This window comes from Vibrio sp. 397, assembly GCF_033339395.1.
GTDB lineage: Bacteria > Pseudomonadota > Gammaproteobacteria > Enterobacterales > Vibrionaceae > Vibrio > Vibrio alginolyticus.
In genome coordinates this window covers 240,447-252,841 of the sequence record NZ_JAWOUN010000005.1, presented here as the reverse complement: position 1 = coordinate 252,841, position 12,395 = coordinate 240,447, and the positions used below count along the sequence as shown (strand labels likewise).

Annotated in this window: 24 protein-coding genes; 3 read left to right on the top strand and 21 right to left on the bottom strand. The window is 45.2% G+C overall.

Annotated elements, in window-relative coordinates; translation table 11 throughout:
* Positions 1–59 precede the first annotated feature (59 nt).
* Positions 60–521, top strand: coding sequence for a GNAT family N-acetyltransferase (locus R7P36_RS10885; RefSeq protein ID WP_318122151.1), 462 nt, complete (start codon positions 60–62; stop codon positions 519–521).
* A gap of 81 nt (positions 522–602) precedes the next feature.
* Here the strand turns inward: R7P36_RS10885 and R7P36_RS10880 are convergent, their stop codons facing one another.
* Positions 603–1,199: a LysM-like peptidoglycan-binding domain-containing protein gene (locus R7P36_RS10880; RefSeq protein WP_046874056.1), complete on the bottom strand. Its 597-nt coding sequence runs from the start codon at positions 1,197–1,199 to the stop codon at positions 603–605.
* 232 nt (positions 1,200–1,431) lie between these two features.
* Here R7P36_RS10880 and R7P36_RS10875 point away from each other — a divergent pair, with 232 nt between their 5' ends.
* Together R7P36_RS10875 and R7P36_RS10870 are read left to right on the top strand one after the other, a co-directional pair.
* Positions 1,432–2,052 (top strand): FKBP-type peptidyl-prolyl cis-trans isomerase, encoded by a 621-nt coding sequence (locus R7P36_RS10875; protein ID WP_005392370.1) that lies wholly within the window; start codon positions 1,432–1,434, stop codon positions 2,050–2,052.
* A 153-nt stretch (positions 2,053–2,205) separates the two neighbouring features.
* Complete coding sequence (locus tag R7P36_RS10870; RefSeq protein ID WP_318122137.1) at positions 2,206–2,685, top strand: DUF2780 domain-containing protein; 480 nt, start codon at positions 2,206–2,208, stop codon at positions 2,683–2,685.
* A 135-nt stretch (positions 2,686–2,820) separates the two neighbouring features.
* Here R7P36_RS10870 and rplQ read toward each other — a convergent pair whose 3' ends face one another.
* The 20 genes from rplQ to rplP form a co-directional block, all read right to left on the bottom strand.
* Positions 2,821–3,201: a 50S ribosomal protein L17 gene (gene rplQ, locus R7P36_RS10865; RefSeq protein WP_005383141.1), complete on the bottom strand. Its 381-nt coding sequence runs from the start codon at positions 3,199–3,201 to the stop codon at positions 2,821–2,823.
* A gap of 26 nt (positions 3,202–3,227) precedes the next feature.
* On the bottom strand, positions 3,228–4,220 hold the full coding sequence (locus R7P36_RS10860; RefSeq protein ID WP_005383143.1) for a DNA-directed RNA polymerase subunit alpha: 993 nt from the start codon (positions 4,218–4,220) through the stop codon (positions 3,228–3,230).
* Between the two features lie 24 nt (positions 4,221–4,244).
* Positions 4,245–4,865 (bottom strand): 30S ribosomal protein S4, encoded by a 621-nt coding sequence (rpsD, locus tag R7P36_RS10855; RefSeq protein WP_005383146.1) that lies wholly within the window; start codon positions 4,863–4,865, stop codon positions 4,245–4,247.
* Positions 4,866–4,892: 27 nt separating this feature from the next.
* Complete coding sequence (gene rpsK / locus R7P36_RS10850) at positions 4,893–5,282, bottom strand: 30S ribosomal protein S11 (RefSeq protein ID WP_001118870.1); 390 nt, start codon at positions 5,280–5,282, stop codon at positions 4,893–4,895.
* Between the two features lie 18 nt (positions 5,283–5,300).
* Positions 5,301–5,657 carry a 30S ribosomal protein S13 gene (rpsM, locus tag R7P36_RS10845; protein ID WP_005383154.1) on the bottom strand — a complete coding sequence of 119 codons (357 nt, stop codon included), beginning with the start codon at positions 5,655–5,657 and terminating at the stop codon, positions 5,301–5,303.
* A gap of 149 nt (positions 5,658–5,806) precedes the next feature.
* A complete protein-coding gene (gene rpmJ / locus R7P36_RS10840; RefSeq protein ID WP_000868186.1) occupies positions 5,807–5,920 on the bottom strand; it encodes a 50S ribosomal protein L36 in 114 nt (37 codons plus the stop codon).
* A 38-nt stretch (positions 5,921–5,958) separates the two neighbouring features.
* Positions 5,959–7,293 carry a preprotein translocase subunit SecY gene (gene secY / locus R7P36_RS10835; protein WP_005379562.1) on the bottom strand — a complete coding sequence of 445 codons (1,335 nt, stop codon included), beginning with the start codon at positions 7,291–7,293 and terminating at the stop codon, positions 5,959–5,961.
* Positions 7,294–7,313: 20 nt separating this feature from the next.
* Positions 7,314–7,748 carry a 50S ribosomal protein L15 gene (gene rplO, locus R7P36_RS10830; protein ID WP_005383155.1) on the bottom strand — a complete coding sequence of 145 codons (435 nt, stop codon included), beginning with the start codon at positions 7,746–7,748 and terminating at the stop codon, positions 7,314–7,316.
* Positions 7,749–7,753: 5 nt separating this feature from the next.
* On the bottom strand, positions 7,754–7,930 hold the full coding sequence (gene rpmD, locus R7P36_RS10825) for a 50S ribosomal protein L30 (RefSeq protein WP_005379565.1): 177 nt from the start codon (positions 7,928–7,930) through the stop codon (positions 7,754–7,756).
* A 7-nt stretch (positions 7,931–7,937) separates the two neighbouring features.
* Entirely contained in the window at positions 7,938–8,441 is a 504-nt protein-coding gene (rpsE, locus tag R7P36_RS10820; RefSeq protein ID WP_004745894.1) for a 30S ribosomal protein S5, read from the bottom strand.
* 14 nt (positions 8,442–8,455) lie between these two features.
* Positions 8,456–8,809 carry a 50S ribosomal protein L18 gene (rplR, locus tag R7P36_RS10815; RefSeq protein WP_005379568.1) on the bottom strand — a complete coding sequence of 118 codons (354 nt, stop codon included), beginning with the start codon at positions 8,807–8,809 and terminating at the stop codon, positions 8,456–8,458.
* A gap of 9 nt (positions 8,810–8,818) precedes the next feature.
* Positions 8,819–9,352 carry a 50S ribosomal protein L6 gene (rplF, locus tag R7P36_RS10810; RefSeq protein WP_005392377.1) on the bottom strand — a complete coding sequence of 178 codons (534 nt, stop codon included), beginning with the start codon at positions 9,350–9,352 and terminating at the stop codon, positions 8,819–8,821.
* A 13-nt stretch (positions 9,353–9,365) separates the two neighbouring features.
* The gene (rpsH, locus tag R7P36_RS10805) at positions 9,366–9,758 is read right to left on the bottom strand and encodes a 30S ribosomal protein S8 (protein ID WP_005379572.1); all 393 of its coding nucleotides are present in this window, start codon (positions 9,756–9,758) and stop codon (positions 9,366–9,368) included.
* Between the two features lie 29 nt (positions 9,759–9,787).
* Positions 9,788–10,093 carry a 30S ribosomal protein S14 gene (rpsN, locus tag R7P36_RS10800; RefSeq protein ID WP_012841173.1) on the bottom strand — a complete coding sequence of 102 codons (306 nt, stop codon included), beginning with the start codon at positions 10,091–10,093 and terminating at the stop codon, positions 9,788–9,790.
* Positions 10,094–10,110: 17 nt separating this feature from the next.
* Entirely contained in the window at positions 10,111–10,650 is a 540-nt protein-coding gene (rplE, locus tag R7P36_RS10795) for a 50S ribosomal protein L5 (protein WP_005379573.1), read from the bottom strand.
* 23 nt (positions 10,651–10,673) lie between these two features.
* Entirely contained in the window at positions 10,674–10,991 is a 318-nt protein-coding gene (gene rplX / locus R7P36_RS10790) for a 50S ribosomal protein L24 (protein ID WP_005379574.1), read from the bottom strand.
* 13 nt (positions 10,992–11,004) lie between these two features.
* Entirely contained in the window at positions 11,005–11,376 is a 372-nt protein-coding gene (rplN, locus tag R7P36_RS10785) for a 50S ribosomal protein L14 (protein ID WP_004410450.1), read from the bottom strand.
* A 162-nt stretch (positions 11,377–11,538) separates the two neighbouring features.
* Complete coding sequence (rpsQ, locus tag R7P36_RS10780; protein ID WP_005379575.1) at positions 11,539–11,793, bottom strand: 30S ribosomal protein S17; 255 nt, start codon at positions 11,791–11,793, stop codon at positions 11,539–11,541.
* On the bottom strand, positions 11,793–11,984 hold the full coding sequence (gene rpmC / locus R7P36_RS10775) for a 50S ribosomal protein L29 (protein WP_005379576.1): 192 nt from the start codon (positions 11,982–11,984) through the stop codon (positions 11,793–11,795). Before rpmC ends, rpsQ begins: the two co-directional genes overlap by 1 nt.
* Entirely contained in the window at positions 11,984–12,394 is a 411-nt protein-coding gene (gene rplP / locus R7P36_RS10770) for a 50S ribosomal protein L16 (protein ID WP_005379577.1), read from the bottom strand. The genes rpmC and rplP overlap by 1 nt, the downstream gene beginning before the upstream one ends.
* Position 12,395: the final 1 nt, after the last annotated feature.

The window sequence follows — 12,395 nt, the reverse complement described above, 5'->3', positions numbered from 1 at the left end:
TGAGTATGAGTACAAAACAAAGTAAAGTCAGTCACTCTACTCTCATGACGGATGACAACATGCTCACTTGGATTACTTTGCCCTTTGCTCAACTGACAACCACACAATTGTATACAATGATGAAATTACGTGTGGATGTATTCGTCGTTGAACAAACCTGCCCTTATCCTGAACTGGATGGCAAAGACACACTGGAAGGTGTTTATCATCTAATAGGTTACTACGGTGATGAACTTGTTGCTTGCGCACGATTGCTACCCGCTGGCACGACGTATGACAATGTGAGCATTGGTCGAGTCGTCACCAAACAAACTGCGCGTGGTAATGGTCTGGGACATAAGTTGCTGGAAGAGGCATTAACACAGTGTGAAATACTGTGGCCAGGACAGACGATTGATATAGGAGCTCAAGAGCATCTCATCCAGTTTTATGCGAGTCATGGATTCAAAGTTATTTCTGATCGCTACCTAGAGGATGGTATTCCACATGTGGATATGCGAAAAGAAGCCGTAGCGATATAACGCGTTCATTGCTAGGTTAACTAATTTATAGATAAACTAAAAAGACGCGATACCTTCGCGTCTTTAGTTCATTTGAAGCATCTACTTGTTGCGCCCAAAGGTCCCATCCGATAAGCGGAAAAACATGACGGACCGGCCGCTTTTTTCTAGTTGCAGCATATCCAACTCGCCTTCATCGCTAAGCTTAAAGCGAATCAATTGTCCTTGTTTAATTTGGCTCAGCGGCTTATCACTGCCTTCGATTTTTACTAGAGCGCTAAGATCCGCCATCGAGAGCTGATTACTTCTGAAAACCTGCGCTAACGTGTCGCCATTTTTAACCGTGTACTCTTTCCAGTCTTCGGATTTCGGCCCAGAATTCTGAGAGGTTCTTTGCTGGCTTAAACTCTGTGCGTTCAGCTGAATCGCTACGCGCTGATGATCGACCTCAGCTTGCTCAACTGATTGTTCTGTTTTATTCGGCAAAGGAATAACAAGGAGTACCAGAATCAATGGTACTAAAACCATCAAAGCTCGTTGATGGAATTTCGGTAGGCGCAGCCAAAACTGCTTAACAGGCTGTATACGCTCCAACCATTGCTCTTTGTTGAACGGCTGCTTCCAGTCGATAGCAGCGAATTTTTGTTTAACCAATTCGACATAGTCGACTTGCTGCTTTTTCTTTCTGCGACGATTCATTTTAATGAGTCCCTTAATACTTCTACTGCCAGTATAAAAATACCGACGCGGAGAGTATATGTTTTTCACTAAACTAAAATGGAATTTGGATTAAATTAGCAGAAATTTCACTTGGAGTAAGAGATAAGTCACACCCTGGCCGCCTCAATTAAGCATTCAGTCGCAATCATTTAAACCTAAGCTCGAAACTGATATCCTGTTACCTTTATCACTCCTAACAAGAGCGACATTCATGTCTGAAATTAAATTTGAAACTGCAGAACAAAAAGCAAGCTACGGCATTGGTCTGCAAATGGGTCAGCAACTTGCCGGTTCTGGTCTTGAAGGTCTTAGCGTTGATGCTATCGCAGCGGGTATTGCAACAGCACTAACTGGTGACATGCCATCAATCGAAATTGATGAAATCAACAAAGCGCTACAAGAGCTTCACACTCGTGCAGAAACCGCTCGCCAAGAAGCAGCGAAAATTGCAGCAGCAGAAGGCGAAGCGTTCCTAAAAGACAACGCACTACGCCCTGAAGTTAACGTTCTAGACTCTGGCCTTCAGTACGAAATCATTTCTGAAGGTACTGGTGCAGTTCCAACAGCAGAAAGCTCAGTTCGCGTTCACTACCACGGTGAGCTAACTGACGGTACTGTATTCGATAGCTCAGTATCTCGCGGTCAACCAGCTGAATTCCCTGTTACAGGCGTAATCAAAGGCTGGGTAGAAGCACTACAACTAATGCCTGTTGGTTCTAAGTGGAAACTATACGTACCACAAGACCTTGCGTACGGTGAGCGTGGCGCTGGTGCAGCTATCCCTCCATTTGCAGCACTAGTTTTCGAAGTAGAACTACTAGATATTCTTTAATTGAAACCATTTTCAATTATGATTTAATAAAACGGCGCATTAGCGCCGTTTTTTTGTCTAAACTGAATAGACTTTCTCACCTCTAAACCTTTCATTCTGATAACCTTTAAAACAATAAAATCACGTTAAAAACGCTCAACCTTTGGAGGTACTATGCGTAAAACACTCCTAACTCTAGCACTCCTATCAATCAACATTGGTAGTGCGCACGCATTCTTAGATTCAGTCACTCAAAAAAGTAAAGAAAGTGGCCTGATGGACATGGTCGGCATCAGCTTGAACACCGAGTCTTCTCCATTAACAGACATGCTAACTAGCCAATTACCAGTATCCACTGAGCAAGCAGCCGGAGGTAGTGGTGCGCTACTCGCTTTGGCTCAAAGCCAGCTTTCGCAAGAAAATAGTAGTGAATTACAGTCTTTGATTCCTGGACTTTCAAACTTGCAAGGAGCACAAAGCTTACTAGGAAATATTGAGAATATCAGTGCAGTAAAAAGTGCATTCGATACGTTAGGTTTAGACCCATCTATGATCAGTCAGTTTGCTCCAGTAATCTTGGATTACTTGAACAAGCAAGGCGCTAGCGAAGGGCTTCTAAGTTCGTTGGGCGGGTTGTGGAATACTAGTAAATAAGCGCAAGTGATAATCACTTTTTAAATTGCCAGTCTGCATGGGTTGAAATAAATGCAGGCTGGATATAAAGGTTTACTGAATTACAGATACAAAAAAGCCGAGCTAATGCTCGGCTTTCTCGTTCTTACGAACTGATTACTCAGCAGCTTCTTCAGCAGCTGGGCGATCTACAAGCTCAATGTAAGCCATTGGAGCTTTATCACCAGCACGGAAGCCAGCTTTTAGGATACGAGTGTAACCGCCCTGACGAGCAGCAAAACGTGGACCTAGTTCGTTAAATAGTTTTGCAACTACTTCGTTGTCACGAGTACGTGCAAATGCTAGACGACGGTTAGCAACACTGTCAGTCTTAGCTAGTGTAATCAAAGGCTCAACTACGCGACGTAGCTCTTTTGCTTTTGGCAAAGTAGTCTTGATAACTTCATGACGTACTAGAGAGCTAGCCATGTTGCTGAACATCGCTTTGCGATGTGAGCTGTTGCGGTTGAGTTGACGACCACTCTTACGATGGCGCATGACCTAATCCTTCTAACTAGTATCGATTAATCTTCAGCGATTGATGCAGGTGGCCAGTTTTCTAGGCGCATGCCCAGAGACAGACCACGTGACGCAAGTACGTCTTTAATCTCAGTAAGAGATTTTTTACCAAGGTTAGGCGTTTTAAGTAGCTCAACCTCAGTACGTTGTACTAGATCACCGATGTAGTGAATCGCTTCTGCTTTCAAACAGTTAGCAGAGCGAACTGTTAGTTCAAGATCGTCTACAGGACGCAGTAGGATCGGATCGAATTCTGGCTTCTCTTCCTTCTCCTCAGGAACTCGTACATCACGAAGATCTACGAATGCATCCAATTGTTCAGCTAGGATTGTAGCTGCACGACGGATTGCTTCCTCAGGTTCTAGAGTACCGTTTGTTTCCATATCGATAACAAGCTTGTCTAGATCAGTACGCTGTTCTACACGAGCTGCTTCTACAGCGTAGGCAATTTTGTCTACTGGGCTGTAAGTAGCATCTACTAGTAGGCGACCGATAGGACGCTCGTCTTCTTCGTTATGGATACGCGCAGAAGCTGGAACATAACCACGACCACGTTCTACTTTAATACGCATTGCGATTTCAGCGTTGTCATCCGTTAGGTGACAAATAACGTGTTCAGGGTTAGCGATCTCTACATCACCATCATGGGTGATGTCACCTGCAACCACAGGGCCCGAGCCTGATTTGTTCAAAGTAATGAACACTTCATCTTTGCCTTCAGCAACACGCACTGCCAAACCTTTAAGGTTTAGAAGGATTTCAAGAATATCTTCTTGTACACCTTCTTTAGTGCTGTACTCGTGAAGTACGCCTTCAATTTCTACTTCTGTCACTGCACAACCAGGCATAGAAGATAGAAGAATGCGGCGAAGTGCATTACCCAGAGTATGACCAAAGCCACGCTCTAATGGCTCAAGAGTTACTTTTGCGTGAGTCGAGCTGATTTGTTCGATGTCAACTAGACGTGGCTTAAGAAATTCTGTTACAGAACCCTGCATTGTGTCCTCTCTTTAGTTTAAACCTTACTTAGAGTAAAGCTCGACGATCAATTGTTCGTTGATGTCAGCTGATAGATCAGAACGCTCAGGCATACGCTTGAATGTACCTTCCATCTTGCCACCATCTACTTCAATCCAAGTTGGTTTTTCACGTTGTTCAGCAACTTCTAGAGCCGCTTTAATACGAGCTTGCTGTTTAGCTTTCTCGCGGATAGAAACAACGTCATTAGCCGCTACTTTGAAAGAAGGAACGTTTACAACTTTACCGTTTACTAGGATAGCTTTGTGGCTAACTAGCTGACGTGCTTCTGCGCGAGTTGCACCAAAGCCCATGCGGTAAACTACGTTATCAAGACGACCTTCAAGAAGCTGAAGTAGGTTTTCACCAGTGTTGCCTTTTAGGCGAGCAGCTTCTTTGTAGTAGTTACGGAATTGTTTTTCTAGAACGCCGTACATACGACGTACTTTTTGCTTCTCACGAAGCTGAACGCCATACTCAGATAGACGACCGCGACGAGCGCCGTGTACACCTGGTGCGTTATCAATTTTACACTTGGTATCGATCGCGCGAACACCAGACTTAAGGAATAAGTCAGTGCCTTCACGACGGCTAAGCTTCAGCTTAGGACCCAAATATCTTGCCATGATTCTTCTCCAATTGTCCTAGAAACGTTATACGCGACGTTTCTTAGGTGGACGACAACCGTTATGAGGGATTGGTGTAGCATCAACGATGTTTGTGATGCGGAAACCAGCGGCGTTTAGTGCACGAACAGTAGATTCGCGACCTGGACCAGGACCCTTAACCATAACTTCCAAGTTCTTTAGGCCGTATTCTTTAGCCATTTCAGCACAACGCTCAGCAGCAACCTGTGCAGCGAACGGAGTAGACTTACGAGAACCACGGAAACCAGAACCACCTGCAGTAGCCCATGCAAGAGCGTTACCTTGACGGTCAGTAATGGTTACGATTGTGTTATTGAAAGAAGCATGGATGTGCGCAACGCCATCTGCAACTTGCTTGCGTACGCGCTTACGAGCGCGAGTTGGTTGTTTAGCCATTGTACTCTACCTTCCCGATTATTTCTTGATCGGCTTACGCGGACCCTTACGGGTGCGAGCGTTGGTTTTAGTACGCTGTCCACGTAGTGGTAGACTGCGACGATGACGAAGACCACGGTAACAGCCAAGGTCCATAAGACGCTTGATGTTCATAGATACTTCACGACGTAGATCACCTTCTACAGTGTACTTAGCTACACCATCACGCAGTTGATCGATCTGCTCTTCAGTTAGTTCACTGATCTTAACATTTTCAGCAATACCCACTTCAGCTAGGATAGCTTGAGAGCGAGTTTTACCGATGCCGTAGATCGCTGTTAGAGCGATTACTGCATGTTTCTGATCAGGAATGTTAATGCCTGCTATACGGGCCATTATTCACTCCTAAGTGTTTCTATAAAAGAATTAGCCGCAGCAAAGCCCGTTATGGATACGCTGCGGAATACTACTTCTTTTGCACGCAAAAGGTAGGCCGAGGAATATACTCGACCCAACCTTCATTTTCAAGTAAAAATTTCTGCTAATTAGCCTTGGCGCTGTTTGTGCTTTGGCTCACTGCAAATCACGCGAACGACACCGTTACGCTTGATTACTTTACAGTTACGGCAGATTTTTTTAACGGAAGCACGAACTTTCATTGCTAAACTCCGTAAATGAAACTGAGTCTACCGCCGGATTAACGGCCGTAGCCTTTCAGATTCGCTTTCTTCAACACAGAATCATACTGTTGAGACATCAGATGAGTCTGTACCTGTGCCATAAAGTCCATAATTACAACAACTACGATTAGTAGCGATGTACCGCCGAAGTAGAAACGTACGTTCCACGCGACCATCATGAACTCGGGAATCAGACAGATAAAGGTAATGTACAGTGCACCAGCAAGGGTTAAACGTGTCATTACTTTATCAATGTACTTCGCTGTCTGCTCACCTGGGCGGATACCGGGTACGAATGCACCAGACTTCTTCAAGTTATCTGCTGTTTCACGCGGGTTGAAAACCAACGCCGTGTAGAAGAAACAGAAGAAGATAATTGCTGCTGCATAAAGCATTACATACAACGGTTGACCTGGGCTAAGAGCCAAAGACACGTCAGTTAACCAACCGAACGCGCTGCTCTCGCCGTTTTGACCAAACCACTGAGCCAATGTTCCTGGGAACAAGATAATGCTTGATGCAAAAATCGCTGGAATTACACCTGCCATGTTAATTTTAAGAGGCAGATGCGAGCTTTGCGCAGCAAATACTTTACGACCTTGTTGACGCTTCGCGTAGTTAACGACGATTCGGCGTTGACCACGTTCCATGAAAACAACGAAGTAAATGACTGCAAAAGCTAATACCGCGATTAGCAACAGAAGAAGTACATGCAATTCACCTTGACGCGCTTGCTCGATTGTTTGACCGATTGCAGAAGGCAATCCAGCAACAATACCTGCAAAAATCAGTATCGAAATACCGTTACCAATTCCTCGCTCTGTAATTTGTTCACCTAACCACATTAAGAACATGGTACCGGTTACTAAACTTACGGTAGCAATTAGCGTAAACATGGTTTGGTTGATAACAACCAGATTGTCGACCATGTTTGGTAGGCCAGTTGCAATACCTATAGCTTGGAAGGTTGCAAGTACAAGCGTGCCGTAGCGTGTGTATTGGCTGATCTTACGACGGCCTGCTTCACCCTCTTTTTTGAGTTCAGCTAACGCTGGATGAACTACAGTTAGCAATTGGACAACAATAGATGCCGAAATATACGGCATGATGCCCAATGCTAATATAGATGCACGCTCAAGAGCACCACCGGAGAACATGTTAAACATTTCAACGATGGTACCTTTTTGCTGTTCGAACAAATCGGCAAGTACAGCAGCGTCAATACCAGGAATCGGCACAAAGGAGCCGGCTCGGAATACTAAAAGTGCACCAATTACGAATAACAAGCGCGACTTTAGTTCACTTAAGCCGCTCTGAGCACTACGAAAATCTTGTCCTGGTTTCTTAGCCATCTGTACCTCGTTCCTCGAGATTATTCCTCGATTTTACCGCCTGCAGCTTCGATTGCAGCTTTAGCGCCTTTAGTCACACGTAGACCTTTCACAGTCACTGCTTTGTTGATTTCACCAGAAAGAACAACTTTTACAAATTCGATGTTCTTAGTGATGATGTTAGCAGCTTTAAGACTGTTTAGATCAACTACGTCACCAGAAACTTTCGCTAGCTCAGCTAGACGAACTTCAGCAGACACTAGGCTCTTACGAGAAGTGAAACCGAATTTTGGTAGACGTTGTTTCAGAGGCATCTGACCGCCTTCGAAACCTGGACGAACACTGCCGCCAGAACGTGATTTTTGACCTTTGTGACCACGGCCACCAGTTTTACCTAGGCCTGAACCGATACCACGACCTACTCGCTTCGCAGAAGTTTTCGCGCCAGCAGCCGGTGCTAGAGTATTCAAACGCATTCTGATTACTCCTCAACTTTAACCATGTAGTAAACCTTGTTGATCATACCGCGAATACACGGAGTATCTTCAAGTTCTACTGTGTGGTTGATTTTACGAAGACCTAGACCGCGCAAAGTAGCTTTGTGCTTTGGCAGACGACCAATTGAGCTTTTAGTTTGAGTTACTTTAATAGTTGCCATGGTGTTCTTACTCCGAAATAGATTCAACAGTTAGACCACGTTTAGCAGCAACCATTTCTGGTGACTTCATGCTACCTAGTGCATCGATCGTTGCACGAACGATGTTGATAGGGTTCGTAGAACCGTACGCTTTAGATAGTACGTTGTGTACACCAGCAACTTCTAGTACTGCACGCATCGCACCACCTGCGATAACACCAGTACCTTCTGCAGCAGGCTGCATGTAAACTTTAGAGCCCGAATGGCGACCTTTCACTGGGTGGTGAAGAGTGCCTTCGTTTAGAGCGATCGTAGTCATGTTACGACGCGCTTTTTCCATTGCTTTTTGAATCGCTGCAGGTACTTCACGAGCTTTGCCGTAACCGAAACCTACACGACCATTACCGTCACCAACTACTGTTAGTGCAGTGAAGCTCATGATTCGACCGCCTTTAACCGTCTTAGATACGCGGTTAACTGCGATTAGCTTTTCTTGCAAATCATTCGCTTGAACTTGTTGTTCTTTAGCCATCTTCCAACCCTACCTTAGAATTTCAGACCAGCTTCGCGAGCAGATTCTGCTAGCGCCGCTACTCGACCGTGGTATTGGAAACCAGAACGATCAAATGCAACTGCAGTTACGCCCTTCTCAAGAGCGCGCTCAGCAATAGCTTTACCCACTGCTTTAGCTGCATCAACGTTACCAGTGTATTTCACTTGCTCACGGATCGCTTTTTCTACAGTAGAAGCTGCTGCGATAACCTCAGAGCCGTTAGCCGCGATAACCTGTGCGTACACGTGACGAGGAGTACGGTGTACAACTAGGCGAGTCGCACCCAGTTCTGCAATCTTACGACGTGCACGTGTAGCACGACGGATGCGAGATGCTTTCTTATCCATAGTGTTACCTTACTTCTTCTTAGCTTCTTTAGTACGCACATTTTCATCTGCGTAACGAACACCTTTGCCTTTGTATGGCTCAGGCTCACGGTAAGAACGAATGTCAGCCGCAACTTGACCAACTAGTTGCTTGTCAGCACCAGTGATCACGATTTCAGTTTGGCTTGGACATTCAGCTTTAATACCCGCTGGCAACTCGTGCTCAACTGGGTGTGAGAAGCCTAGTGTTAGACCTACAGCGTTGCCTTTGATAGCAGCACGGTAACCTACACCTTTAAGAGTTAGCTTCTTAGTAAAGCCTTCAGTAACACCAACAACCATGTTGTTAACTAGAGCGCGAGCAGTACCTGCTTGAGCCCATGCGTTAGCAACACCTTCTTTAGGACCGAAAGTCAGGTTATTTTCTTCCTGAGCGATTACAACTGCATCGTTAAGAACGCGAGTTAGTTCGCCTTTCGCACCTTTTACAGTGATTTCTTGGCCGTTTAGTTTCACCTCTACGCCAGCTGGAATAGCGACAGGTGCTTTTGCAACACGAGACATAGTCTACTCCTTATTAAGCTACGTAAGCGATGATTTCACCACCAAGACCTGCTTTACGTGCAGCGCGGTCTGACATAAGACCCTTGGAAGTTGAAACGATAGCAATACCAAGACCACCCATTACAGAAGGAAGTTCATCTTTCTTCTTGTAAACACGTAGACCTGGACGAGAAACACGTTTAAGTTGCTCGATTACTGGTTTAGCTTGGAAGTACTTAAGTGTAACTTCTAGCTCAGGTTTTGCTTCGCCTTCAACAGCGAAGTCAACGATGTAACCTTCAGCTTTTAGTAGTGCAGCAATTGCAACTTTAAGCTTTGAAGAAGGCATTTTTACAGCAACTTTGTTTGCTGCCTGACCGTTACGAACGCGGGTCAGCATATCCGAAATCGGATCTTGCATGCTCATATGATTTACTCCAAATGATTAAGTGGCAATTACCAGCTAGCCTTACGAAGACCCGGAATCTCGCCTTTCATGCAAGCTTCACGAACCTTAATACGGCTTAGACCGAACTTACGTAGGTAACCGTGTGGACGACCAGTTTGGTTACAACGGTTGCGCTGACGTGATGCACTTGAATCACGTGGAAGAGATTGCAGTGTAAGAACCGCGTTCCAACGATCTTCTTCAGATGCGTTTACATCGCTGATGATAGCTTTTAGCGCTGCACGCTTTTCAGCGAACTTAGCTACTAGCTGTGCACGTTTAGCTTCACGTGCTTTCATTGATTGTTTAGCCATAACAGTAACCCTTCACCTTACTTACGGAATGGGAAGTTAAAGGCAGCCAGCAGAGCACGGCCTTCCTCATCAGTACCAGCAGACGTCGTAATAGTGATGTCTAAACCGCGTACACGATCAACTTTATCAAAGTCGATTTCCGGGAAGATGATTTGCTCGCGAACGCCCATGCTGTAGTTACCGCGACCGTCAAAAGACTTAGCGCTAACACCACGGAAGTCACGTACACGTGGAAGAGCGATGTTAATTAAACGCTCAAGAAAATCCCACATACGTTCGCCACGCAAGGTTACTTTACAACCGATAGGGTAGCCTTCACGGATTTTGAAACCTGCAACAGATTTGCGCGCTTTTGTGATAAGTGGCTTTTGACCAGAGATCGTTGCCATATCAGACGCTGCATTTTCTAGCAGTTTCTTATCGTTGATTGCTTCACCAACACCCATGTTTAGGGTGATTTTCTCGATTCTAGGGACTTGCATGACGCTTGTGTAACCGAACTGTTTGGTCAGTTCAGCGACTACAGACGACTTGTAGTAATCATGCAGTTTCGCCATAGTAGAACTCCAAATTACTTCTATTAGTTAGAAACGGTTTCGCCGTTAGACTTGAAGAAACGAACTTTTTTGCCGTCTTCAAAACGGAAACCGATACGGTCAGCTTTACCAGTAGCTGCGTTGAAAATCGCCACGTTAGAAACGTCGATTGCTGCTTCTTGCTCTACGATACCGCCTTGGATACCCATAGCTGGAACAGGTTTCTGATGCTTCTTAACTAGGTTGATACCTTCAACGATAACTTTACCAGTTGCTAGAACCTTAGTTACTTTACCTTTCTTGCCTTTGTCTTTACCAGCAAGAACGATTACTTCGTCATTACGACGGATTTTAGCTGCCATTTCTACGTGCTCCTTACAGAACTTCTGGAGCCAGTGAAACGATCTTCATGAACTTATCGCCACGAAGTTCGCGTGTCACAGGACCAAAGATACGTGTACCGATTGGTTGCTCAGTATTGTCGTTTAGCAATACGCAAGCATTTCGGTCGAAGCGAATGACAGAACCGTCAGGACGACGTACGCCTTTACGGGTGCGCACTACCACCGCCTTCAGAACATCACCTTTTTTAACTTTACCGCGAGGGATTGCTTCCTTCACAGTAACTTTGATGACGTCACCGATATGTGCATAACGGCGGTGAGAGCCACCCAGAACCTTAATACACATTACGCTGCGTGCGCCTGAGTTATCAGCTGCGTCCAGCATACTTTGCATTTGGATCATGTTAGTGCTCCGCTAAATATTAATAACTAGACCCATCACGGGTCGGGCTGCCTCTTTAAAAGGGACGCGAATTGTACCACCCTTTTTTGTGATTGGGTAGTCAAAAAATAAACGGCTCCAAAAATATTTTGGAGCCGCTTTAGTTTCATAGAATTAACGAGATTAAATCTTCGCCTTTTCTAGAACTTTTACCAAAGTCCAAGACTTAGTCTTAGACAGTGGACGACACTCTGCGATTTCAACTGTGTCGCCTAGGCCACACTCGTTGTTCTCGTCATGTGCGTGTACTTTAGTCGTACGTTTTACGTATTTACCGTAGATTGGGTGTTTTACGAAACGTTCGATAGCAACAGTGATAGACTTGTCCATCTTATCGCTAACAACACGACCTTGTTGAGTACGTTTTACTTCGCTCATTATGCGCCTGCCTTCTCAGTCAAAACAGTTTTCACACGTGCGATATCACGGCGTACAGCTTTCAGAGTATGAGTTTGCTGTAGCTGACCAGTCGCAGCTTGCATGCGCAAGTTGAACTGTTCACGTAGCAAATTCATTAGCTCAGCGTTAAGCTCTTCAACGCTTTTCTCGCGTAGATCTTGTGCTTTCATCACATCACCTGCTTAGTTACAAATGTAGTTTTGAAAGGCAGTTTACGTGCCGCAAGACGGAACGCTTCACGTGCCAATTCTTCAGGTACACCACCCATTTCGTACATAACCTTACCAGGTTGGATTTGGGCTACCCAGTACTCAACGTTACCTTTACCCTTACCTTGACGAACTTCAAGTGGTTTTTCTGTGATTGGTTTGTCTGGGAACACACGGATCCAGATTTTACCTTGACGCTTAACGTGACGTGTCATTGCACGACGTGCCGCTTCGATTTGACGAGCAGTTAGACGACCACGGCCAACAGCTTTAAGACCGAATTCGCCGAAGCTTACATCAGTACCTTTAGCTAGACCACGGTTACGACCAGTCTGAACCTTACGGAACTTAGTACGTTTAGGTTGTAGCATC

What these genes read in the sequence shown, in the direction of transcription:
- rpmC (WP_005379576.1), bottom strand. Translation starts at nt 11,984, where the DNA reads ATGAAAGCACAAGATCTACGCGAGAAAAGCGTTGAAGAGCTTAACGCT.
- R7P36_RS10880 (WP_046874056.1), bottom strand. Translation starts at nt 1,199, where the DNA reads ATGAATCGTCGCAGAAAGAAAAAGCAGCAAGTCGACTATGTCGAATTG.
- rpsH (WP_005379572.1), bottom strand. Translation starts at nt 9,758, where the DNA reads ATGAGCATGCAAGATCCGATTTCGGATATGCTGACCCGCGTTCGTAAC.
- R7P36_RS10860 (WP_005383143.1), bottom strand. Translation starts at nt 4,220, where the DNA reads ATGCAGGGTTCTGTAACAGAATTTCTTAAGCCACGTCTAGTTGACATC.
- rplO (WP_005383155.1), bottom strand. Translation starts at nt 7,748, where the DNA reads ATGCGTTTGAATACTCTAGCACCGGCTGCTGGCGCGAAAACTTCTGCG.
- rpsK (WP_001118870.1), bottom strand. Translation starts at nt 5,282, where the DNA reads ATGGCTAAACAACCAACTCGCGCTCGTAAGCGCGTACGCAAGCAAGTT.
- rpsQ (WP_005379575.1), bottom strand. Translation starts at nt 11,793, where the DNA reads ATGAGCGAAGTAAAACGTACTCAACAAGGTCGTGTTGTTAGCGATAAG.
- R7P36_RS10875 (WP_005392370.1), top strand. Translation starts at nt 1,432, where the DNA reads ATGTCTGAAATTAAATTTGAAACTGCAGAACAAAAAGCAAGCTACGGC.
- rplN (WP_004410450.1), bottom strand. Translation starts at nt 11,376, where the DNA reads ATGATCCAAATGCAAAGTATGCTGGACGCAGCTGATAACTCAGGCGCA.
- rplP (WP_005379577.1), bottom strand. Translation starts at nt 12,394, where the DNA reads ATGCTACAACCTAAACGTACTAAGTTCCGTAAGGTTCAGACTGGTCGT.
- R7P36_RS10885 (WP_318122151.1), top strand. Translation starts at nt 60, where the DNA reads ATGCTCACTTGGATTACTTTGCCCTTTGCTCAACTGACAACCACACAA.
- rplF (WP_005392377.1), bottom strand. Translation starts at nt 9,352, where the DNA reads ATGTCTCGTGTTGCAAAAGCACCTGTCGCTATTCCAGCTGGCGTAGAG.
- rpsD (WP_005383146.1), bottom strand. Translation starts at nt 4,865, where the DNA reads ATGGCAAGATATTTGGGTCCTAAGCTGAAGCTTAGCCGTCGTGAAGGC.
- rplR (WP_005379568.1), bottom strand. Translation starts at nt 8,809, where the DNA reads ATGGATAAGAAAGCATCTCGCATCCGTCGTGCTACACGTGCACGTCGT.
- R7P36_RS10870 (WP_318122137.1), top strand. Translation starts at nt 2,206, where the DNA reads ATGCGTAAAACACTCCTAACTCTAGCACTCCTATCAATCAACATTGGT.
- secY (WP_005379562.1), bottom strand. Translation starts at nt 7,293, where the DNA reads ATGGCTAAGAAACCAGGACAAGATTTTCGTAGTGCTCAGAGCGGCTTA.
- rpsM (WP_005383154.1), bottom strand. Translation starts at nt 5,657, where the DNA reads ATGGCCCGTATAGCAGGCATTAACATTCCTGATCAGAAACATGCAGTA.
- rplQ (WP_005383141.1), bottom strand. Translation starts at nt 3,201, where the DNA reads ATGCGCCATCGTAAGAGTGGTCGTCAACTCAACCGCAACAGCTCACAT.
- rplX (WP_005379574.1), bottom strand. Translation starts at nt 10,991, where the DNA reads ATGGCAGCTAAAATCCGTCGTAATGACGAAGTAATCGTTCTTGCTGGT.
- rpmJ (WP_000868186.1), bottom strand. Translation starts at nt 5,920, where the DNA reads ATGAAAGTTCGTGCTTCCGTTAAAAAAATCTGCCGTAACTGTAAAGTA.
- rplE (WP_005379573.1), bottom strand. Translation starts at nt 10,650, where the DNA reads ATGGCGAAACTGCATGATTACTACAAGTCGTCTGTAGTCGCTGAACTG.
- rpsN (WP_012841173.1), bottom strand. Translation starts at nt 10,093, where the DNA reads ATGGCTAAACAATCAATGAAAGCACGTGAAGCTAAACGTGCACAGCTA.
- rpmD (WP_005379565.1), bottom strand. Translation starts at nt 7,930, where the DNA reads ATGGCAACTATTAAAGTAACTCAAACTAAAAGCTCAATTGGTCGTCTG.
- rpsE (WP_004745894.1), bottom strand. Translation starts at nt 8,441, where the DNA reads ATGGCTAAAGAACAACAAGTTCAAGCGAATGATTTGCAAGAAAAGCTA.